Source organism: Pseudomonas sp. LG1D9 (assembly GCF_002949995.1).
GTDB lineage: Bacteria > Pseudomonadota > Gammaproteobacteria > Pseudomonadales > Pseudomonadaceae > Aquipseudomonas > Aquipseudomonas proteolytica.
This window is the reverse complement of the sequence record NZ_CP026881.1, coordinates 5,104,547-5,125,479: the sequence shown is the minus strand read 5'-3', so window position 1 is coordinate 5,125,479 and position 20,933 is coordinate 5,104,547. Positions and strand designations below refer to the sequence as shown.

20 protein-coding genes are annotated in these 20,933 nt (G+C 63.6%); 8 read left to right on the top strand and 12 right to left on the bottom strand.

The genetic code is table 11. The features are described 5' to 3' along the window. Positions 1-5: 5 nt before the first annotated feature. Genes C5F71_RS23765 through C5F71_RS23755 form a run of 3 tightly spaced genes read right to left on the bottom strand, consistent with a single transcriptional unit; the run spans position 6 to position 2,699 of the window. Positions 6-461, bottom strand: a complete 456-nt coding sequence (locus C5F71_RS23765; RefSeq protein ID WP_104912103.1) for a hypothetical protein — start codon at positions 459-461, stop codon at positions 6-8. A gap of 46 nt (positions 462-507) precedes the next feature. Then, positions 508-1,416, bottom strand: a complete 909-nt coding sequence (locus C5F71_RS23760; RefSeq protein WP_166647901.1) for a hydroxymethylglutaryl-CoA lyase — start codon at positions 1,414-1,416, stop codon at positions 508-510. Further along, positions 1,413-2,699: a hydroxymethylglutaryl-CoA reductase, degradative gene (locus tag C5F71_RS23755; RefSeq protein ID WP_092235605.1), complete on the bottom strand. Its 1,287-nt coding sequence runs from the start codon at positions 2,697-2,699 to the stop codon at positions 1,413-1,415. The genes C5F71_RS23760 and C5F71_RS23755 overlap by 4 nt, the downstream gene beginning before the upstream one ends. A gap of 133 nt (positions 2,700-2,832) precedes the next feature. Between C5F71_RS23755 and C5F71_RS23750 the strand changes: the two genes are divergently transcribed. From C5F71_RS23750 to C5F71_RS23725, 6 genes are all read left to right on the top strand, one after another. Beyond that, positions 2,833-4,212, top strand: a complete 1,380-nt coding sequence (locus C5F71_RS23750; protein ID WP_092235602.1) for a PLP-dependent aminotransferase family protein — start codon at positions 2,833-2,835, stop codon at positions 4,210-4,212. 78 nt (positions 4,213-4,290) lie between these two features. Continuing rightward, positions 4,291-5,010, top strand: a complete 720-nt coding sequence (locus C5F71_RS23745) for a response regulator transcription factor (protein ID WP_104912102.1) — start codon at positions 4,291-4,293, stop codon at positions 5,008-5,010. Continuing rightward, entirely contained in the window at positions 5,007-6,347 is a 1,341-nt protein-coding gene (locus tag C5F71_RS23740) for a sensor histidine kinase (RefSeq protein WP_029292990.1), read from the top strand. Before C5F71_RS23745 ends, C5F71_RS23740 begins: the two co-directional genes overlap by 4 nt. A 195-nt stretch (positions 6,348-6,542) precedes the next feature. Further along, the gene (locus C5F71_RS23735) at positions 6,543-6,830 is read left to right on the top strand and encodes a DUF3649 domain-containing protein (RefSeq protein ID WP_092235596.1); all 288 of its coding nucleotides are present in this window, start codon (positions 6,543-6,545) and stop codon (positions 6,828-6,830) included. Then, positions 6,827-8,365 carry a PepSY domain-containing protein gene (locus tag C5F71_RS23730; protein ID WP_104912101.1) on the top strand — a complete coding sequence of 513 codons (1,539 nt, stop codon included), beginning with the start codon at positions 6,827-6,829 and terminating at the stop codon, positions 8,363-8,365. The genes C5F71_RS23735 and C5F71_RS23730 overlap by 4 nt, the downstream gene beginning before the upstream one ends. Before the next feature lies 1 nt (position 8,366). Further along, complete coding sequence (locus C5F71_RS23725) at positions 8,367-8,636, top strand: DUF3325 domain-containing protein (RefSeq protein WP_104912100.1); 270 nt, start codon at positions 8,367-8,369, stop codon at positions 8,634-8,636. A 236-nt stretch (positions 8,637-8,872) separates the two neighbouring features. Here C5F71_RS23725 and C5F71_RS23720 read toward each other — a convergent pair whose 3' ends face one another. The 8 genes from C5F71_RS23720 to C5F71_RS23685 all read right to left on the bottom strand — a co-directional run bounded on the left by C5F71_RS23720 (position 8,873) and on the right by C5F71_RS23685 (position 18,729). Next, positions 8,873-9,940 carry an NAD(P)-dependent alcohol dehydrogenase gene (locus tag C5F71_RS23720; RefSeq protein WP_104912099.1) on the bottom strand — a complete coding sequence of 356 codons (1,068 nt, stop codon included), beginning with the start codon at positions 9,938-9,940 and terminating at the stop codon, positions 8,873-8,875. A gap of 114 nt (positions 9,941-10,054) precedes the next feature. Further along, a complete protein-coding gene (locus C5F71_RS23715) occupies positions 10,055-10,561 on the bottom strand; it encodes a GNAT family N-acetyltransferase (protein WP_057959217.1) in 507 nt (168 codons plus the stop codon). A 59-nt stretch (positions 10,562-10,620) separates the two neighbouring features. Next, complete coding sequence (locus C5F71_RS23710; protein WP_104912098.1) at positions 10,621-11,631, bottom strand: PLP-dependent cysteine synthase family protein; 1,011 nt, start codon at positions 11,629-11,631, stop codon at positions 10,621-10,623. A 37-nt stretch (positions 11,632-11,668) separates the two neighbouring features. Next, a complete protein-coding gene (gene hisC, locus C5F71_RS23705) occupies positions 11,669-12,790 on the bottom strand; it encodes a histidinol-phosphate transaminase (protein ID WP_104912097.1) in 1,122 nt (373 codons plus the stop codon). Positions 12,791-12,804: 14 nt separating this feature from the next. Further along, entirely contained in the window at positions 12,805-14,196 is a 1,392-nt protein-coding gene (locus C5F71_RS23700) for an MATE family efflux transporter (RefSeq protein WP_070995244.1), read from the bottom strand. Further along, on the bottom strand, positions 14,184-15,188 hold the full coding sequence (locus tag C5F71_RS23695; RefSeq protein ID WP_218274768.1) for a hypothetical protein: 1,005 nt from the start codon (positions 15,186-15,188) through the stop codon (positions 14,184-14,186). Before C5F71_RS23695 ends, C5F71_RS23700 begins: the two co-directional genes overlap by 13 nt. Positions 15,189-15,218: 30 nt before the next feature. Continuing rightward, the gene (locus C5F71_RS23690; protein ID WP_104912096.1) at positions 15,219-16,565 is read right to left on the bottom strand and encodes an alanine racemase; all 1,347 of its coding nucleotides are present in this window, start codon (positions 16,563-16,565) and stop codon (positions 15,219-15,221) included. Between the two features lie 4 nt (positions 16,566-16,569). Next, the gene (locus C5F71_RS23685; protein WP_104912095.1) at positions 16,570-18,729 is read right to left on the bottom strand and encodes a TonB-dependent siderophore receptor; all 2,160 of its coding nucleotides are present in this window, start codon (positions 18,727-18,729) and stop codon (positions 16,570-16,572) included. A 179-nt stretch (positions 18,730-18,908) separates the two neighbouring features. On the opposite strand from C5F71_RS23685, the gene C5F71_RS23680 reads away from it, so the two are divergent. Continuing rightward, entirely contained in the window at positions 18,909-19,277 is a 369-nt protein-coding gene (locus C5F71_RS23680; protein WP_029293013.1) for a cupin domain-containing protein, read from the top strand. Here C5F71_RS23680 and C5F71_RS23675 read toward each other — a convergent pair. Continuing rightward, a complete protein-coding gene (locus tag C5F71_RS23675) occupies positions 19,274-19,837 on the bottom strand; it encodes a helix-turn-helix domain-containing protein (RefSeq protein ID WP_029293015.1) in 564 nt (187 codons plus the stop codon). The two genes, C5F71_RS23680 and C5F71_RS23675, sit on opposite strands and share 4 nt — an antisense overlap. Positions 19,838-19,929: 92 nt before the next feature. Here C5F71_RS23675 and C5F71_RS23670 point away from each other — a divergent pair, with 92 nt between their 5' ends. Then, positions 19,930-20,853, top strand: coding sequence for a DMT family transporter (locus tag C5F71_RS23670; RefSeq protein WP_104912094.1), 924 nt, complete (start codon positions 19,930-19,932; stop codon positions 20,851-20,853). The last annotated feature ends 80 nt before the right edge of the window (positions 20,854-20,933 follow it).

Below are 20,933 nucleotides of genomic sequence, written 5' to 3'. Positions count from 1 at the left end.
TTCCATCACGGGCGCCCTCCGTTCAGGTGCGCCTGTTCTTCACGCGCCTGGGCTTCACGGAACAAGTCGTACAATTCCAGCTCGCGCAACTCGGCGATCACTTCGTCAGACAAGTCCTCAAGCCGGCCAAGACTGCCGTACTCCTTGAGCAGGTCGGCCACCACTTGTTCGCGAAACGCCGGGTCAGCCGCGTGTTCCTGCACGTCACGCTTGGGCGGGAACAACTTGGCGCTGATCACACCTGCACCCAGGCAGCCGAGCACGCCCACCAGCATGGCGTAGGTCTTGGCCATCTGCGCCGACTCGACAAACGGTTGCAGCAAGTAGTGAGCGCCGAAATACGCACCCAGGCTGACCACTGCACCGATGCCGATGGACAGCATCAGGTCGCGGCCATCGATGGTGTCGCCCCAGACCTCGTAGAGGTTTTGCTTTTTTGGCGGTGAAAGAGGTTGATGCATGGTGCCCTCCGCGCCCTTGCGGGCTTGTTGTTTTTATTAAGGCTCTTTATGAAAAGCTTTGGCGCGCTTGCATGGCTTTCGCCACGCGCGAGCCACCGATGCGCTGTAACTGGCTGTCGATAAACGCGCCGACCTCGATCAAGCGCTCAAGGTCGACACCGGTGCCCAGGCCCTGGCGTTCCAGCAGGTAAACCAATTCTTCGGTGGCCACGTTACCGGTGGCACCCGGTGAGTAAGGGCAGCCGCCCAGGCCTGAGACGGAGCCGTCGAACACCCTGACCCCAGCCGCCAATGCCGCCTGGACATTGGCCACGGCCATGCCGTAGGTGTCATGGAAGTGCCCGGCCAGGGCGCTGACCGGCACCTCGGCAGCACAGGCGGCGATCAGCCGGGCAGTGGCTTGCGGAGTACCGACGCCGATGGTGTCGCCCAGGCTGATTTCATAACAGCCCATCTCATGCAGTGCCGTCGTCACCCGTGCCACTTCGCCAGGCGCAACCTCGCCACTGAACGGGCAACCCAGCGCGCAAGACACATACCCACGCACTGCCACGCCCATCTCGCGGGCCTTGGTCAACACCGGACCAAAGCGCTCAAGGCTCTGGGCAATCGAGCAATTGATGTTCTTGCGGGAAAACGCCTCGGAGGCCGCCGCAAATACCGCCACCTCCCGACACCCCGCCGCCAGCGCGGCGTTCAGGCCTTGCAGGTTGGGCACCAGGGCGCTGTAGGTCACCCCGGCGGGCTGCCCGAGACGGCGCAGCACTTCGTCGGTGCCGGCCATCTGCGGCACCCAGCGTGGCGAGACAAAAGCCCCCGCCTCCAGGGTTTTCAGCCCCGCCGCGACCAACCCCTCCAGCAGCGCCACGCGGGTTTCTACCGGCAGGCTGCGGGCTTCATTTTGCAGGCCGTCGCGCGCGCCTACTTCCACCAACCGCACAGCGTCCACGGTTATTGCCCGCGCTTTTCAAGTAACAGCTCGGCGGCCCGGTCAGCGCGCACATCATGGCTTTCGACCATGCGCTTGACCAGCCAGTCCAACTCCTCACCGCGGGCGCCGGCCGACAACGCGACGTTGCGCGCATGCAAGGCCATATGTCCGCGCTGGATGCCTTCGGTGGCCAGGGCGCGCAAGGCGCCGAGATTCTGCGCCAGGCCCACGGCCACAGCAATTTCCCCCAGTTCCTGGGCGGTCTGCACCCCAAGAATGCGCAGCGACAATTGCGCCAGCGGATGGGTCTTCGTCGCCCCGCCCACCAGGCCAAGCGGCATGGGCATCTCCAGGGTGCCGACCAAATGCCCGGCGCTGTCCTTTTCCCAGGTGGTCAGCGAGCCGTAGTGACCGTTGCGGCAGGCGTAGGCGTGGGCGCCGGCCTCCACGGCACGCCAGTCATTGCCGGTGGCCACCACCAGTGGGTCGATGCCGTTCATGATCCCTTTGTTATGGGTCGCCGCGCGGTACGGGTCGATCACCGCAAAGGTGTAGGCGTCGATGATCCCTTCAATGACCTCTTCTCCGCTGTACACGGCGTTGGCCAGATGCTCCGGGGCGATACGCAGTTGGGCACGGGACAGACGCAGGTCCGCCAGGTTGGACAGGATGCGCAGGCGCACCTTGCCGCCAGTCAGGCGTTCCATCAGCGGTGCCACGGCTTCGGCCATGGTGTTGACGGTGTTGGCGCCCATGGCGTCGCGCACATCGACGATCAGGTGCGCCACCAGCATCGGCCCGCGTGGGCTGTCGGCGAAGGTGTGGACCTCAATGTCGCGGCAACCGCCGCCCAGCTTGATCAGCAACTGGTCCTTGCTGTTGGCCTGGGCGATGATTTCCGCCTTGTGCCGCAACAGGCTCAGGCGTGCATTGAACGGGTCGCTGACCCCGACAATCTGCACCTGCGCACGCATCAATGGCGCGCTGCTGGAGGTCTGGAAGCCGCCGCTGTGGCGAGTCAGCTTGGCCATGAACGAGGCCGCCGCAACCACCGAAGGCTCCTCCACCACCAACGGGATCAGCACGTCGCGGCCGTTGATCTGGAAGTTGCTGGCCACGGCGTAGGGCAACTCAAAGGTGCCAATCACGTTCTCGATCATGCCGTCGGCGATTGCCAATGGCAGCGCGCCGGCACCGCGCAACAAGTCGGCATCGGCCGAGCTGAGGCCCAACAGTTGCTGGAGGTGGTCAAGACGCTGGCTGGGAGACAGGCTGCGGAAATTGGGCAAGCGGGAATCGATAGGCATCGAGGGCTCCTTGGGGAGTCATTTGTTATTGGATGACGCCAAGTTGCCCGATCTGTAGCCTTGAAAGAAGGTACAGTTTTGCCGGACAGTTACGCGACTGTACCCATAACAACAACCCTACAAGGAAACGCCCATGGCGCGCTCGACCCTCGCGCAGCAGGTAGCCAGTGCGATCTCCCAGCAAATCACCGACGGCGCCTTGAAGGCCGGCGAGAAGCTGCCGTCGCTGCGCGAGTACATGCGCCTGCATGGCCATTCGAAAAACACCGTGATCACTGCCTATGAGCACCTGGCCGCCGAAGGTTTGGTCGAGGCCCGCCACGGCCAGGGCTTTTTTGTCACCACGCGCGTGGCGCCGACCAGCGAAGAAGACGACAGCCTGCCTTACAACCGCGCGCTGGACACCATCTGGATGATGCGCCAGCAGTTCCTGCGCGACCCTGGGCATTCGCCCCTGGGGGAAGGTTTCCCGCCGGTGGAATGGCTGATGGATATGCGCCTGGACAAGTTCCATCGCCAGGTGGTGCGGGCCGGGGTCACGACGTTGTTTCGCTACGGCACGCGCCTGGGCAATGCCGGCCTGCGCGCACGCCTGGTCCAGAAGCTGGCGGACTACAACATCAAGGTCTCGACCCGCCAATTGGTCACAACGCTTGGGGCCAACCATGCCATGGACCTGATCATCCGACGCTACGTCAACCCGGGCGACCCGGTGCTGGTGGAAGACCCGGGCTACTACCCGCTATTCGGCAAACTGCAATTGCAAGGCGCGACTATGCTCGGCGTGCCACGCGAGCCCGACGGGCCGAACCTGGACGTGTTGGAACAGTTGCTCAAGGCCCATCGCCCCAAGCTGTTCTTTTTGCAGTCCATCGGCCACAACCCCACCGGTTCCGACCTGTCACCGGCCAAGGCGCACCAGTTGCTGCGGATCGCCGAGACCTACGACCTGCTGCTGGTGGAAAACGACGCCATGGCCGACTTCAAGCCTAGCTCGGCGATCAAGCTCTCGGCCCTGGACCAACTCAACCGCACGCTGTACCTGGGCAGTTTCTCCAAGTCGGTGTCGGCGGCGTTGCGGGTCGGGTTTATCGCCGGCAGCAAGCAGCGGGTCGAAGAGTTGGCCGATATCAAGATGATCCTGCATAACAGCGGCGCCGAGTACAGCGAGCGGACTATCGACGTGATCCTCGGCGAAGGCCAGTTCCTGCGGCACTTGTCCCGCCTGCAGGATCGCCTGCACCAAGCTACCGCCCGCGGCCTGGCCTTGCTCGACGAATTGGGCGCCGAGGTGTTTTGCCGCCCCGAGCAGAGCCTGTACCTGTGGGCGCGTTTTCCCAATATCGACGACGCCAATGTGCTGACCCGACTGTGCCTGGCCGAGGGTGTGATGCTCGCGCCGGGGGCGATTTTCTGCACCCAACCCAAGAACCAGGTGCCCTGGACCCGACTCAATGTGGCGTATCTGGATGATCCGGTGTTCTGTCGGATCATCCGGCAAATGCAGCAATAAACCGCAATCAATAGGAATGTGCCGGAAGATTTGCCAGAATGCGCGACTTAGAAACATTCGCATTCGCAGGAAATTCCCATGCACGCCCACTCTTCGCTCCCCGCAGCGCGTCGTATCCTCGCCGTCGAGGATGACCCGGTGCTTGCCGCCCATCTGGACAGCCACCTGGGCCAACGCGGCTTCGATGTCACGTTGCGCCAGAACGGGGGTGAAATCGTCGAGCTGGTGCGCGCCCAACCTTTCGACCTGATCCTGATGGACATCATGCTGCCGGGCAGCAGCGGCCTGGAGGTGCTGGCGCAACTGCGCCGGCATCAACGGGTGCCGGTGATCCTGATGTCGGCCCTTGGCGCCGAGCAGGACCGCATCACCGGTTTCAGCCAGGGCGCCGACGATTACCTGCCCAAGCCGTTCAGCATGCTGGAAATGGATGTGCGCATCGACGCGATCCTGCGCCGCGTGGCCTATGAACACGAGGTGCCGGGCACGGCGCGCAATGAAGACCCGCAACTGACATTCGACGAACAGCGCACCGATGTCAGCCTCAATGGGCAGTGGGCCGACCTGACCACCACCGAGTATCGGGTGCTGGAAACCCTGGTGGCCCATGTCGATGAGGTGCTGACCAAGGCGTTCCTGTACCAGCAGGTGATGCACCGTGCCTATTCCCGGCATGATCGCAGCCTGGACATGCATGTCAGCCGCATCCGCCGCAAGTTGCAGGCCATCGGCTACACCGCCGGGCGCGTGGAGACGGTCAGGAGTACCGGCTACATCCTGACCCGGCTGGCGCCATGAGGCTGCCCAACCGTCATTCGCTGTTGTGGAAACTGATCGGCCTGCTGGCGGTGCTGTGCCTGTTGGTGGTCAGCCTGCAGGTGGATGTCAGCCAGCGTATCCAGGAAGCCACTGCGCGCTTGCCCGCGCCCACCCGGCAGATTCTTACCGATTATGCGCAGCAGGCCGAAGCCGCCTGGCGTGAGCGCGGCGCGGCAGGCGTCGACGAGTTCCTGAACACCTTGCGCGCCCGGGAGCAGGTGTGGGCGGTGGTGGTGGATGACCACCATTCGCTGTCTTCCCAGGCGCTGACCACGCTTGAGCGGCGCAAGTTGGATTTCGTGCGCCGGATCGACTGGCCGGTGGGGCGCCCCGGTGGCCGGCCGACGTTTTATATCCCGTTCAGCGATGGCCAATCGCGGCTGGTGATGGAGCTGCCCTTGCACCTGGACCCGCGCAAGGACAATGGCCGCTGGAACATCCTCCTGCAACACGTCCTGCCGGCCTCACTGGCGCTGTTGTTCGGCGTGCTGTTGTACCGGGTGCTGATTTCGCCGCTGGTGATCCTGCGGCGCCAGGCCAATGCCCTGAGCGCCGGGGACCTGGCGTCACGGGTCGGAGCCCAGGTGACGCGCCGTCGCGATGAGTTGGGTGAATTAGCCCGGGCCTTCGATCATATGGCCGAGCGCCTGGAGAGCACGGTGGTGCTGCAACGGCGCTTGCTGCGGGACTTGTCCCACGAACTGCGCACGCCCTTGAGCCGGCTGCGGGTGGCCGGCGAGCGCGAGCCCGATCCCGGCGCCCTGCGCCAGCGCCTGGAGCGCGAAGTGCAAGGCATGGAACGCCTGATCGGCAACACCCTGGAGTTGGTCTGGCTGGATACCGAACGCCCATCCATGCCGGTGGAAGCGGTGGAGATGGAGCCGTTGTGGGACCTGTTGCGCGAAGACGCCTGCTTTGAAAGCGGCTGGTCAAGCGAGCGCCTGCCCTGCGAGCTGCCCGCAGGCGTCTGGGTGCTGGGCAACCTCAATGGCCTGGCACAGGCCCTGGAAAATATCCTGCGCAATGCCATCCGCCACTCCCCCGAACAGGGCGTGGTGCGCTTGACCGGTAAGCTTGAGGGCGACTTCTGGCACCTGTGCATCCAGGACCAAGGCCCGGGCATCGAGCCCGACAAGCTGGAGCAGATCTTCCTGCCGTTCACCCGCCTCAATGCCGCCCGCCCGGGCGGTGACGGTTATGGCCTGGGCTTGTCGATTGCACGCAGCATCGTGCAGTTGCAAGGCGGTCAGTTATGGGCGCAGAACACCACGCCCGGGCTGAGCCTGCATCTGCGCCTCAAAGTGTATAAGTTGTAAATTGCGTTTACTCCCATATGAGAATCACTAGCATTCGAGCCCTGGATTACTTGTGACCCACTCAATCTAGGTGGGATTGGCTTGTGTGGGAGCTGGCTTGCCTGCGATGGCATCACCTCAAAATTACCTGGTAGACCGAGGCGTCTGCATCGCAGGCAAGCCAGCTCCCACAGGTCTAACGCTGATGAGCCCTCTATGAAAAGCAAATCCCCTGCCTGGCCGACCCTCTCGCGGATTGTCGCCGCGCTGATCGGCGGTTACCTGTTTACCTATGCGTTTACCGCCGCCCTGGCGCGCCTGTTGCCCATGGACAAGGTCGACGCGCTGGTGGTCGCCAGCCTGCCCTCCTTCCTGATCTATACCCTGGCGATTCTCTGGACCTTCGCCTGTCGCAACGCCTGGCGCGCCTGGGCCGGGATGGCCCTGGCGCTGCCATTGGCCGCCATCGGCTTCTGGCCACAATGGCGCGAGGTGCTGGGATGAAACACAAGACCCTGACCCAATCCATGGCCTGGCTGCACACCTGGAGCGGGCTGATTTTTGGCTGGTTGCTGTTTGCGATCTTCCTGACCGGCACCCTGGCGGTGTTCGACAAGGAAATCGACGGCTGGATGCGCCCGGAAATCCCCGCCACCAGCCTGTCGCAAAGCGCCGCCGCGCAACAGGCCCTCGGTTATCTGGCGCGCCAGCATCCCGAGGCGAAGACCTGGAACATCGGCTTGCCTGGCGAGCGCTCCGACACCCTGACGGTATCGGCCGGCGAACAACGCCGTGGCGGCGGCACCGCGCTCGACCCGCGCACCGGCGAGCCCCTGGCCGTGCGCGAAACGGCCGGTGGCGGGTTCTTCTTCCGCTTCCACTTCACCCTCAACCTGCCCCGTGACCTGGGGATCTGGACCGTCGGGCTGGCCGCCATAGCGATGCTGGTGGCGCTGATCAGCGGGATTGTGATTCACAAGAAGTTCTTCAAGGACTTCTTCACCTTCCGTCCCGCCAAGGGCCAGCGTTCGTGGCTGGATGCGCATAATGCGACGGCAGTGCTGGTACTGCCCTTTCACCTGATGATCACCTATACCGGGCTGGTGATTTTCTACCTGATCTACATGCCGGCGGCGGTGGATGCGCTGTTCGATGGCGATCGCGACAACCTGGGCCGCGCCCTGCGGGGTGCGCCCGCCGAACAGCAGGTGCGCGGCGAACGCCCCACGCGCAGCGAGGCGGCCGAGTTGACCGCGCTTGAGCCCCTGCTGGCCGAGGCCGAGCGAGCCATGGGGCCGGTGTCCAGTCTGTCGATCCACAACCCAGGGCGCAGCAACGCGCGGATCGAGGCGCGCCCGGTGCTGGGCAATCGCATCGAACTGACCAAGGGCCAGAGCATGCTGTTTGACGGGGTCAGCGGTGAAGTCCTGCGCCAACCCGCCGTCAGCCGACCAAGCCTGCTGACCCAAAAAGTCATGGCCGGCCTGCACTTTGCCCAGTTTGGTGGCTACTCCATGCGCTGGCTGTACTTTGTCTGCGGCCTGGCCAGTTGCGCGATGCTCGCGACCGGGGTGGTGCTGTTTACCGTCAAGCGCCGTCGGCGCCACGATGGCGAAGGGGCTGTGGGCGCCCTGCTCTACCACATCGCCGAACGCCTGAATGTGGCGGTGGTGGCCGGGTTGATAGTGGCGTGCGTGGCCTTCCTGTGGGCCAACCGCTTGCTGCCGGTGGAACTGGCCCAGCGCGGTGGCTGGGAGGTGCGGGTGTTTTTCCTGGTGTGGTTGCTGAGCCTGGGCCACGCGATCATCCGCCCCTGGCGCAGTGCCTGGCGCGAACAGTTGGGCCTGGCCGCCGCCCTGTGTATCAGCCTGCCGGCCCTGAGCCTGCTGGGGGAAAGCTTGGGTGATTACCTCTACCTGGAATTGACCAGCGTCGCCCTCGGCCTGCTGCTGGCCTGGCCGTGCTGGAAGCTGTACCAGGCGCCCAAGGAGCGCGCCCCACGGCGCGTGGGCAAGCAACCTGTAGCGCAGGTCAACTGAGATGGCATTGATAGCCGCCTTGTTGCTGGCCTGCGGTGGAATGCTGGGCTTATGCCTAGGTTTGGAACGGCACTACAAACAGCTCTGGCACCGCCTGCCCTCGCCCATGCTGCGGCGTGGCTTGCGGGGCATGGGCTGGGTGCTGCTGGCGGCCAGCTTTGCCGTGAGTGTGCAGGTGTGGGGCTGGGCCATGGGCCCAGTGGCGTGGTTTGGCTTGATTTCGCTGGCGGGGCTTAGCGTGGCGTTTCTGTTGCCCTATAGCGCCCGCTGAGTGGCGGCTGGCCGGTTGTGGCTGGGGGCTTGTGGCCAGAGGGCCTGCTGTGGCGAGGGGGCTTGCCGGAACGCCGTATCGCCCCCGCTGGGCTGCGCAGCAGCCCCAATAAGCCTCACCCCGGTCTATCAGATAAACCGAGATAGCAGGTTTTGGGGCTGCTGCGCAGCCCAGCGGGGGACAAGCCCCCTCGCCACGAAAAGCCCTAGCACCACAGCGGGCTTCCTGGAGGGCTGTCAGGCCGCGTGGATCTCGCGCTTGAGGCTGTCCATATCGATCACGAAGCGGTATTTCACATCGCCCTTGAGCATGCGCTCATAGGATTCGTTGATGCCCTGGATATCAATCATCTCGATCTCTGAGACGATGCCGTGCCGCGCGCAGAAGTCCAGCATGTCCTGGGTCTCCTGGATGCCACCTATCAATGAGCCGGCCAGGCTGCGGCGCTTGAAGATCAGGTTGAATACCGTGGGCGATGGGTGCGGGCTGTCCGGTGCGCCCACCAGGGTCATGGTGCCGTCGCGCTTGAGCAGGTTGAGGAACGCGTCCAGGTCATGGGGCGCGGCCACGGTATTGAGGATGAAGTCCAGGCTGTTGGCGACCTTGGCCATTTCGTCCGGGTTCTTCGACACCACCACTTCGTCGGCCCCGAGGCGCAGGCCGTCTTCGCGCTTGTTCGGGGAGGTGGTGAACAACACCACGTGGGCGCCCATGGCATGGGCGATTTTCACCGCCATATGCCCCAGGCCACCGAGGCCGACCACGCCGACCTTCTGCCCAGGCCCGACCTTCCAGTGGTGCAGCGGCGAATAGGTGGTGATGCCGGCACACAACAGCGGCGCCACGGCCGCCAGTTGCGCCTCGTCGTGGGAGATGCGCAGGACGAACTTCTCCTTGACCACGATGTTGTCCGAGTAACCGCCAAAGGTGTTCTCGCCACCAAACACCGGACCGTTGTAGGTGCCGGTAAAGCCGCTCTCGCAGTACTGCTCCTCGCCCTCGGCGCAGGATTCGCAGTGCTGGCAGCTGTCGACCATACAACCGACGCCAGCCAGGTCGCCGACCTTGAAGCGGCTGACATTGGCCCCCACCGCTGTCACCCGGCCAACAATTTCATGGCCCGGCACCGACGGATAGAGGGTGTTGTTCCACTCGTTGCGTACCGTGTGCAAGTCGGAGTGGCACACCCCGCAATAGAGGATATCGATCTGTACATCGTCAGCACCGGGGGCACGGCGCTCGAAGGTAAAGGGTTTGAGGGCATCCTTGGCGTCACGGGCGGCGTAGCTGTAAGTCTTGGCCATTGCGGTCACCTGTTTGCATCGACATTGAAGGTCAGTTGACCAGCATAGCCGCCCCACCGTTCAACCGAAGTCAATCGGCGGTAATCCAGACAAACACCTACCCGCTCCCACAGGTCAGTGAACCACCGCCCGGGTTACCAAAAAGCTCAACAACTGCGGTTCGTCATCCAACTCAATGGCCTGCACCGGGCGCGGCAGGTTGTCCAGCACACTGCGCCAGAACGCCTGGGAGGCTTCGTCCTGGTCGTAGAAACGCACCAGCCAGTCAGCCTCGCCGCTGGTCAGTACCTGGGTGGCCAGGGCACGGCCTATGCCCTTGCGTCGGTAGCGTTTGAGGATAAACAGGTCGGCCAGCTCCAGGGCGTTGATCCCCGGCAGCTCGCTGCGCTCGATCAGCAGGAATCCGGCGATGTAGCCGTCCACCAACAGCAGATTGGCGCTCCACTGCGGCTCTTGCCAGTAGCGCGCCAGGTGTTCTTCATGGATGTAGAAGCGGCCGTCCTGCTCGACATCTTCCTGTTCCCAATCCGAGGATTCATAGGCATAAAACTGGTAGAGGTTGCAGATCAGTTCGGCCTGTTCCGGGCCGGTTTGGATCAGTTCGACAGTGGTGTCACTCATGGCGGGGCTCACGCGGGCGGGGCGCCACAGTAGCGAAGGCCGGCGCCCCAGGCAAGCCGCTAGGCTTGCTGCTTGAGCTGGGGCAGCGCGCCCAACCACTGCTCCAGTTCGCGATGCACCTGGGGCGCCAGCAACTGCCGTTCTGCCATCCATTGGTCGTTGAACACCGTATCGAGGTATTTTTCGCCGCCATCGCACACCAGCGCCACGATCACACTGTGGGCCGGCGCGTGCCGTGCCTCGCGCAGGGCCTGGTAGATAACTCCGCCTGCCGAACCGCCCAGCAGCAGGCCGTAATGCCGGGCCAGGTAGCGCGCGGTCTCAAAGGCCTGGGCATCACTGACGGTAAGACCTTTGTCGATCAGTGCGTAGTCGACCACGGCACCGATTTCTGCGCCTTGTGGGGTGCCGGTGCCGGACTGGTGATACGGCGCACCGGGGCCGCCGAAGATCACCGAGCCGCAGGGTTCGACACCGATCACTTGCAGGCTGTGGGCATGGCGTTTCAAGGCGCGCGCGGTGCCGCACAGCGAGCCACCGGTGCCCACGGCGCCCACCAGGTAGTGGACTTCATCGCCAAGCACCGCGCGCAGTTCCTCGGCCAGTTGCGTGTAGCCGTTGGCATTGGCCGGGTTGTGATGCTGGCGGGTCCAGTAGGCGCCCTGCTCAACGGCGATGCGCTCGGCCGTGGCATCGCGGTCGGCGGTGGCCAGCCCGCCACCGGGGTCGCCGACCCGCACCAGTTGCGCACCAAAGGCTTGCATCGCAAGCAGTTTGTCGGGGCTGGCGTGTTCGTCGACCACCGCAGTGAAGCGGTAACCTCGCTCGGCAGCCAGCAACGCCAGGCCCAACCCGGTGTTGCCCGAGGTCGACTCGACAATCCGCCCACCTGGCTTGAGCTGCCCCGAGGCCTGCGCCTCGTCGAGCATCTGCCGGGCCATGCGGATCTTGGCGGTGCCGGTGGGGTTGAATTGCTCCAATTTGAGCAGCACGCAGCTGCCGTTTTCGGTGACGCACAATTTGAGCAGCGGCGTATCGCCGATCAGCTCGGACAGGCAAGTGTTGATCATGGCAACCTCTGGGCAGTATGAAAAACCGGCGCGGCGCTTATCCGGCCAGGGCCGTGACGGCGCGTTGCAGGCTGGCGAGAAACGCCTGGTTTTCGTGGGCCAGGCCCAGGGACACGCGGATGAAACCGCTGTACCCAGGCTCGCGCCAGGCCTTGACGATGATCCCGTCCTTGAGCAGTTCGTCGACCACTTCCAGGGCGTTGCAGGCGGTATCGATAAACAGGAAATTGGCCTGGGACGGCGCCACACGAAACCCCGCAGCCTGCAACCCTTCAGTCAGGCGTCGGCGCTCGCTGGCGACAAACTCGCGGCTGCGCTTCACATGGTGCGGGTCGAGCCAGGCGGCCTTGGCCGCCTCTTGGGCCGCTTGATTGACGTTGTACGGCGTGCGCACCCGGTGCAGCGCATCGATGAGGCTGGGGTGCGAAGCGATGCCATAACCGATCCGCAGCCCTGCCAACCCATAGGCCTTGGAGAACGTGCGCAGGATGATCCACGGCCGCGACTGTGCGCCGAGGATCGCCAGGGCATCGGCGCCGTCCTCGACGAACTCGAAGTACGCCTCGTCGATCACCAGCAAGGTGTCGGGATGGGCGGCGGCAATCAGGGCCGTCAGCTCGGCACTGGACAGCGCCGTGCCCACCGGATTGCAGGGGGTGCTGAGCATCAACAGCTTGGCCGGTTGCTTGAGCGCCGTGTTCCAGGCGTGCAGGTTGACGCTGAAGTCCGGGTTGAGCGGCACCTTGTCCACCGTCGCGCCCATCATCAGCGGCAGGCTTTCATGCAGGCTGAAACAGGGTTGCTGGGTGACTACCCGATCCTGGGGATCAAGCAGCGCCAGGCACAACAGCTCGAGGATGTTTTCTGAGCCATTGCCGAGAATCAGCCTGGCGGGATCCACATCCAAATGCCCGCCGATCAGTTGCCGCAGCGCACGGCCTGTGGGGTCGGGGTAGCGCGCAAGCCCTGCCCCGCCCTGTTGCGCAAGCATTGCCGCGGCTGCCGGCGACATGCCCAGCGGGTTTTCGCAGTTGGACAGTTTGGTCACCGTGGGCGTACCCAACTGACGTGGATCGGCGCCCGGATCATACAGGGGCAAGCGCCGCACACTGGGCCGCACCAGCGCCTCAATGCGCTGTGCGGGGTTGTCTTGATGCATGGAACACCTCCTTGTTATGACAGTGCGATGGCGCCCGCGCGGTCCAGCGCCTTGAGTTGCCGTTCAAACGAGACGATCAGCAGCAACGCCGTGGCCGCTAGGCCAATCGCCAAACCGGCCCATACGCCAAAGATCCCGTAAGGGCTGACAATGCCCAGCAACCAGGCAGCGGGCAGGCCCACCAGCCAGTAGCCGAACAGTGAAATCCGTAGCGGCCCCGCCGTATCGCCAATGCCGCGCAGGATGCCGTTGCCGATGTTCTGGCTGGCGTCGAACACCTGCAGGACGATGGCGATCAACAAACCGGTGGTCGCCAGGCGCACGGCATCCAGGTTGTTGGCGTGTTCGGTGCTGATAAACAGGCCGATCACCTGTTCGGGCAGCAGCGCGTAGGGAATCGCAAACAGCAGCATCACCAGCACCCCGAGGCCCAGCCCCAGGCGCCCCAGTTGCCGGGCGCGCTGATACTGCCCGGTGCCGCAGGCCTCGCTGATATGGATGGAAGCGGCATGGGAGATCCCCGCCGAGAACATGAACACGATGTAGATGATCTGGTTGAGCACCGTCTGCGCCGCCAGCGCTTCCATGCCCAGGGTGCCGATCAGCAAGGTCAGCACGCTGAAGAACCCAGCCTCGCTGGCGTAGGTCCCGGCAATCGGCAGGCCGAGCTTCCACACGGCCTTGAGCGCGTCCGGCGAAAAGCGCAAGTGCGCAAGCGTGAAGTAACCGGCCAGGCGCCGATGGGTCAGTACTACCGCGAGGAACATCAGGAACGACAGCAAGAACACCACCGCGCTGGTGATCGCCACCCCCGCCAGCCCATAGGCGGGCAGGCCCAGTTTGCCGAACACCAGCACGTAGTTCAGGGCCGCCGTGAGAACGATCGACACCAAGGTGATCGCCAGCAACGGGCCGGGGAATTTGAGGCCGACCGTGAAGTGGCGCAGCGCCTGGAACCACAGGCACGGCAACAGGCCAGGGGCAATAATCAATAGGAAGTCCATGGCACCGGCCACTACGCTGGCGTCCTGGCCGAGCCATGTCAGTGGTTGGCGCAATGCCAACAATACGCCCATAAACACCAGGCCACTGACGGTGGCCCAGAACAGGCCCGCCACCAGCAGCGCACGCACTTGGGCCTCATCGCCCCTTGCGTTGGCTTGCGCCACCAGGTTGCTGACGCCCGTGACCAGCCCGGTGCCGGTGGTGCGCAACTGGTTGAACAGTGCGAGCGCCAGGCCACCGGCGGCCAACTCCTTGGCGCCCAGGGTGCCGAGCACCACGATATCGATGGTGGTCAGGGCCACATACGCCAGGTTGGTCAGGATCAGCGGCAGTGCCAGCAACAGCAGCGCCCGGCTGTCGGCGCGCCAGGCGCCGGGTTGTGCGGCATTCAGGCCGACCATAGCTGGACCCTCTGCCCGCGGTTCTGCGCCAGCGCGCGATCGGCCATCAAGCGGCCGAGGGCGACATCGGTCACCACCATGCCGCTGTTGTAGGCAAACACCACATCATCGGGATGGCGCCGTGCGGGCGCCCGGCCCAGAAGGATATCCGGCAGTTCGGCGTCCACCTCAGGCAGGCTGCCATCGGCGGCCGCCAGGTCGGCGCTGGTGACCTGCATTTGCGCGGTATCGGTGGCGATGCGGTAGTCGGCGCCGTGCAGCACGTCGGCATCGATGCCATAGCCCACCAGCACCGCCACCGCGCCTGGCTTGAGCCAGGCACGCTGTACTTGCTGGCGCGCCGAAAGCCCGGCCACGCCGAGGATGATATCGGCCTCGCCCGCCGCAGCCTGCAGGTCATCGACCACGATCACATCGCGCAGCGGGTAGTGTTTGTGCAGGTTTTCGCGCACCGCACGCAAGCCCTCGGCGTAGTGCCCGTAGACATACAAGTGCTCCAGGTCAGGCATGGCCGCCAGCAACATCGGCAAGGCGATCTGGCCTTGCACACCGGTACCCACCACCAGCGCCGTGCGAGCATCCGGGCACGCAGCCCTGGCCATCAGTGCCGAGGTCGCCGAGGTGCGCAGCGGGCCGAGCTTGACCACGTCCATCAGGGCAATCGGGTGGCCGGTGCGGTCATCACACAGGAAGATAAACGAGTGGAACTGATAGGCATCGCGGGTGCGTTGCGGATCGTGTTCGTACACCACCTTGAAGCCCACCGTGTGGCTGGCGCCATCGCGGCCGACCATCGAGTAGCTGATGGAGTGGCGGTCAGCCGGCTCGACAACGGTCTTGAGCGGGTTCTGCGAATCGCCGCTGCGCAAGGCCTTGTACGCCTGCTCGACCACCTGCAGGACTTCGCGGTAACTCACGCCCAGGTCTTCGAGCGCGGCCTGGGGGAGCACCCATAGATCGGCGGGGGCCGCAGCTTTTTTCAAACTGTTCACTCAAGACTCCTTGTGGAAGGGTTTGCACGCTCAAGCCAGGCTGTCCAGCTTCCAGCGCAGGTGTCGGTTACGCAGCTCCAGCACCACTTTGTGTGGCAAGGGGGCTTCGTGAAAGGGCGACTCGTTGGAGTCCATCTGATAGCCGGCGGTATTGAGGTAGATAAGCAAGTCACCCGCCTGGATCGGGTAATCGAAGGCGACCTTGCGCCAGGTCAGCATGTCTGACTCCAGGCAGGTGGCCCCGCCGATGCAGGCGACAAAGGGCGACCGCGCCCGCGGTGTGGCCGGCAGCAACAGTGGGTCGGGCAAAAATTCGCTGTTGAACCACTGCTCGGAGAGGTTGAAGCTGCTGCCCTGCACAGTGACCAGCGCATAGCCGTCGCTGGCGCTGCGGTCCTTGACACCCTGCACGCGGAACACGCTGATGCCGGCCTGGTCGAGCAAGGCGCGGCCGGGTTCGATGAGCAGCCGCACGCCGTATTCGATGACTTTTTGCGCCAGGCTCAGGCCGGGGCTGACGGGTGTGGCAAGGATGTCGTCGAGGGCCTCGGCGCCGGCACGCGGCGCACCATAGGGGTAGAAACCGGCGAAGCCCTTGTCGCTGTGATAGCGCTCGGCGCAGTCCTCGGCCATAAAGGCCTGCCATTGCGCCGGGTCGACATAGCGCACGGCAAAACCACCGCCCAGGTTGACGGTGCGGCAATTGTCCAACTCACTGGCCAGGCACAGGTCGACCAGGTGGCTGGCGACTTGCGCACGCTGTTCGCTGTCGTAGCCGCTCAGGTGAAAAGAAAAGCCTTGCAGGTCCAGGTTCGCCGCATGTTGGCGGCAGAACATCAAGGCCTGGTCGCACTCCCGCGCATTGAGGCCGAAACGGCTGTGGGGCTGGTTGCTGGGGCAATAACGCAGCAACAGATGCGCCCGTTGTCGCAGGGATTGGGCCAGCTGTTGGATACGCAGCAGTTCCTCCAGGGAGTCCACCGCCAACAGGCATTGATGGCTCAGGCTCAGCCCCAGCAATTGATCGCTCTTGCGCGGGCCGGACACGCCGATATCACTGCCGGCGACCCCGCCCGCCAGGGCCTTTTGCAGCTCACCGACGCTGGCTACATCCACGCCAATCGCACACTGGGCGCAGGCCTGGATAAAGCAGTTGGCCTTATTGGCCTTCTTCGCAAACAACAGGCTGCCGCGCGTCTGGGCCTGGGTAAAGCTGTGCTGGAAGGCTTCGACATTGGCGTGGAATACCTGCGGGCACAGCAGATGCAGCGGCGAGCCGAGACCGTCAACCAGCTCGGTCAACGTGCCCGGATGCTGCTCAAGCAAGCGCTCGACCCACAGGTGGCGCAGGCCGGGCAATGAGCTGGAATAAGTCATGGTTCTAGAACTCGAACTTGGCCGAGAGGAATACTTCGCGCTCACGCCCTACATCCAGCCCGCCTTGATAGTAGGCACTGGCGTAGTAGTACTTGTTGGTCAGGTTCTTGCCGTGCAGGCGGTAGGTCACGGGGGTATCCGCCAGTTTCGAGCGGTAGCTGACACCGGCGTCGAGCAAGGTATAGCTGGGGATGTAGCCGCTGTTCTGCGCATCCACCGGGCGGCTGCCGACATAGCTGACGGTGCTGTCCAACGATAGGCCGGGCACGGCGGCCACCCTATACAGGGCACCGACCGCGCCTTTCCACTTGGGCACGCTTTCGGTGCGCTTGCCTTCTACCGTGACGTCATCGACATCTTCCATGCGCGTGGACAGGTAAGCCGCATTGGCGGTGAGGGTCAGGGCATCGGTGACGCGGTTGGACAGGGTCAACTCGGCGCCACGGTGATGGTATTCGCCGTTGCTGACATAGGTGTTGCTGGTGTTCAGGTAACTGGCCCGGCGCCGGATATCGAACACCGCCAGGCCCAGGTTCAGGCGCTCATTGAGGTCCAGCTTCAGGCCTACCTCGTACTGCTTGGACTCGATGGCATCGGTGGGCTGGTTGGCGTTGCTCGCGTTGTAGGGTGCGTAGTCACCCTTTTCAAAGCCTTTGGAGTAGCTGACGTACGTCATCAGGCTGTCCCACGGCCGGTAGATCAGCGCGGCGCTGGGCACGAACACGTTATGGCTTTGCGAGGGCGCGATGGCCGACAGCTCATCGGCGCGGTACCAGATATAACGCCCGCCGAGCATCACCTGGAATTGTTCGGTGAGGGAAATCAGGTCGCTGGCAAAGACCGAGGTTTCCTTGATGGAGGACACAAAGTCGGTGGGCCGCTCCGGGCCGAAATGCCACTTGGGCGGGTTGACCGGGTGCAGGATGTTGCCTACCGAGACGTCGCCGATGCCAATGCCCGCAGTGCCGCTGTCCACCGAATCCCAGAACGGGCTGACATCCTTGAACTGTTTGTAGCCGGTGCCAAAGAACACGTCGTGGTAGATGTTGCCGGTGGCGAACTTGCCGGCCAGGTAAGACTGCAGCGACCAGGTGCTGAACACTTCACCACGGGACACGTAAAAGTCGGCCGAGCCAATGTCCCCGTTGGGCTTGATCCCGAACAGATCGTTGTAGCCGCCATGGCGCTCGACCCGAGAGTAGTTGCCCTGGGTCACGGAGGTCCAGTTGTCATCCAGTTCGTACTCGAGCTTGGCGTCAAGGTTGGCGCCCTCGGTCTGGTGACGGAACCAGGACCCGGTCAGCAGATCCCGGCGATTGACCTTGGGCGGCAGTACATAGCTGGAGGGGTCCAGCGGGTTGGCCCGGCCACTCTGGTCGGCACGCAGCAACGGGTCGGAGACCGTGGACTTGCGTGACCAGTCGGCGTTCAGTTGCAACAGCGCACGGTCGCTCAAGCGAAAGTCGGTGGCCAGGCCGATAAACTTGCGCTCCATGTCGCGGGCGTGATCGAAGTCACCGTTTTTTTCGTAGCCGGCATTCAGGCGATAACCAAAGGCGCCGTCGTTGAATGAGTCACTGGTATCAATCGCCACGTAGCGGCCGAGCAATGACGAGCCCTGTACGCTGACATTGAGCAGCGGCTCCAGGGTCGGGCGCTTGAGGATGTAGTTGATGGTGCCGCCCGGCGAGTTGAAGCCGTAGAGGAAACCCGACGGGCCCTTGAGCACATCGATGCGCTCGACGTTTTCCAGGGGCACATCGTGGTGCGGGGCCAGGGTCAGGCCGTCGCGGCGGATGGTGTTGAAGTTATCCATGGCAAAGCCGCGCAGGCGGAAGTTGTCAAAGCCGCTGCCGCCAGACGAGCTGAGCACCGAAGGGTCGAGGCTCAGCACATCCACGGCGGTGCGCGCGGAGCTATCGGCGATGGTCTTGCTGGAATAGCTCTGGATGGCCAGGGGGATTTCCATGGCGTCCTTGGCGCCGAAACCACCGGCATTGACCTCCAGCGCCTTGTTCAGCGGCGCGCTGACTTGGGTGGCTTCAAGTTCGGTGACTGACTCTTCGCGTTCCTGCGCCGCTACGGGCACGCCGGGAAGCGAGGACAGCACGCCCGCCACTAACAATGTTGAAAACCGCGGAGCTATCCCGTGCAACTGGTTCATCTGCAATCCCTTGAGCCGAAAATAAACAAGCCGACCTCAGGCTTGGCGGCACATGAGAATCGTTATTGATAGATACAATATAACGTTTCTATTGAGCTGACAATCGCACGATCATTCAATACCGGTTTTCGCGCTGCACTTAAGGTCAGGCCTTTCCCGAATCAACTGAGATGACTGCCATGCCCGCCTACACCGCCATCAACTTTGCGCACAAATACAGCCTGTTCAGCGAGCAATGGACGCCCAAGGTCGTCGCACAGATGAACGACTACCAATTCAAGGTGGTAAAGATCGAGGGGGATTTTGTCTGGCACAGCCACGCGGATACCGATGAGACGTTTATCGTCCTCGATGGCGTGCTGCGTATTGATTTTCGCGATGGCGCGGTACAGATCGGCGCCGGCGAGATGTTCGTGGTGCCCAAGGGCGTGGAACACAAGCCGTATGCCGAAGGCGAGGTGAAATTACTGCTGGTCGAGCCCTGTGGGGTGTTGAATACCGGCGATCAGGGCGGCGAGCGGACCATGCTCAATGATGTGTGGGTCTAGATCACCACATTGCGGATAAACCGCACCGCCACAGGCCCCTCATTGCGATAGGCATGGGGCTGGTGGCTGGGAAACATGAAGAACTCACCGGCGGCGATGATGGTTTCGACGTCGTCCACCACCAGGGTCAGGCTGCCTTCGAACACGAACAACTGTTCGCTCCAACCCTCCAGGTCGGGATCCGGGCAATAGCGGTCGCCCGGTTCCAGACGCCACTCCCACAGCTCGACCTCGCGCCGGGCGGTGGCCTTGGCCAGTAATACGGCCTTGCTGCCCTCGATTTCGCCGGCCCAGGCCAGTTCGTTGATGCGGCTGTGGTCACGGGCGTCGGGCGCCTGGATCAGGTCGCTGAAGGCCACGTCCAGGGCTTCGGCCACGCGGTCGAGGGTGGACAGGCTGACGTTCTTTTCACCCGCCTCGATGGCCACCAACATGCGCCGGCTGACCCCGGATTTTTCCGCCAGGGCGGTCTGGCTCAGTTCGGCGGCGTGACGCAGGCGACGAACATTCTGGCTGACGTGCTGCAGAACCGAAGCTCGTTGCGAATTTTCTTTGTGCACTATATTGCTCACTCGGTGGGTTTGCGCAGTATACTGCCCAGCTGCGGCGCATTGTGCGTTCCGCGCCCTTCCTGTGCAAGACCAGAGCCGCCATGACCACCTCGACCGCCTCCCCGCTGTTTTCCCGCTTCAGCAAAGCCGAATGCGTGCTGGTGCTGATCACCATGATCTGGGGCGGCACCTTTATCCTCGTGCAACACGCCATGACCGTCAGTGGGCCGATGTTCTTCGTCGGCCTGCGTTTTGCCGCGGCGGCGCTGGTGGTCGGCCTGTTTTCCCTGCGCAACCTGCGTGGCCTGACGCGATTCGAGCTCAAGGCCGGCGCGTTCATCGGCACGGCGATCATGTTTGGCTATGGCCTGCAAACCATTGGCCTGCAGACCATCCTCAGCAGCCAGTCAGCGTTTATCACCGCGCTCTACGTGCCGTTTGTGCCACTGCTGCAATGGCTGGTGCTGGGACGCCGTCCGGGGTTGATGCCGAGTATTGGCATAATGCTGGCCTTCGCCGGCTTGATGCTGCTGACGGGGCCGGCCGGCGCATCGCTGAATTTCAGCCCCGGCGAAATTGCCACCCTGATCGGCGCCATTGCGATTGCCGCCGAAATCATCCTGATCAGCGCCTATGCCGGCCAGGTGGATGTGCGCAGGGTGACGGTGGTGCAACTGGCCACTGCGTCGCTTCTTTCGTTCCTGCTGGTAGTACCGACGGGCGAGGCATTGCCGGACTTTTCATGGGTACTGCTGTTCAGCGCGGTGGGCCTGGGCCTGACCAGTGCGGTGATTCAACTGGCGATGAACTGGGCGCAGAAAAGCGTCTCGCCGACCCGCGCCACTCTGATCTATGCCGGTGAACCGGTATGGGCCGGGGTGATCGGGCGGATCGCCGGTGAGCGCTTCCCGCCAATTGCAATGCTCGGGGCGGTGTTGATTGTGGCGGCGGTGATTGTCAGCGAGATGAAAACCCGGCAACAGAAATCCAATGGTAGGAGCGAGCTTGCTCGCGAAGAGCGTTAACGATGACGCGGGTAAGCTGATGCGCCGCAGCGCTCTGAGGTTTTTCGCGAGCAAGCTCGTTCCTACAGGGACAGATGGGC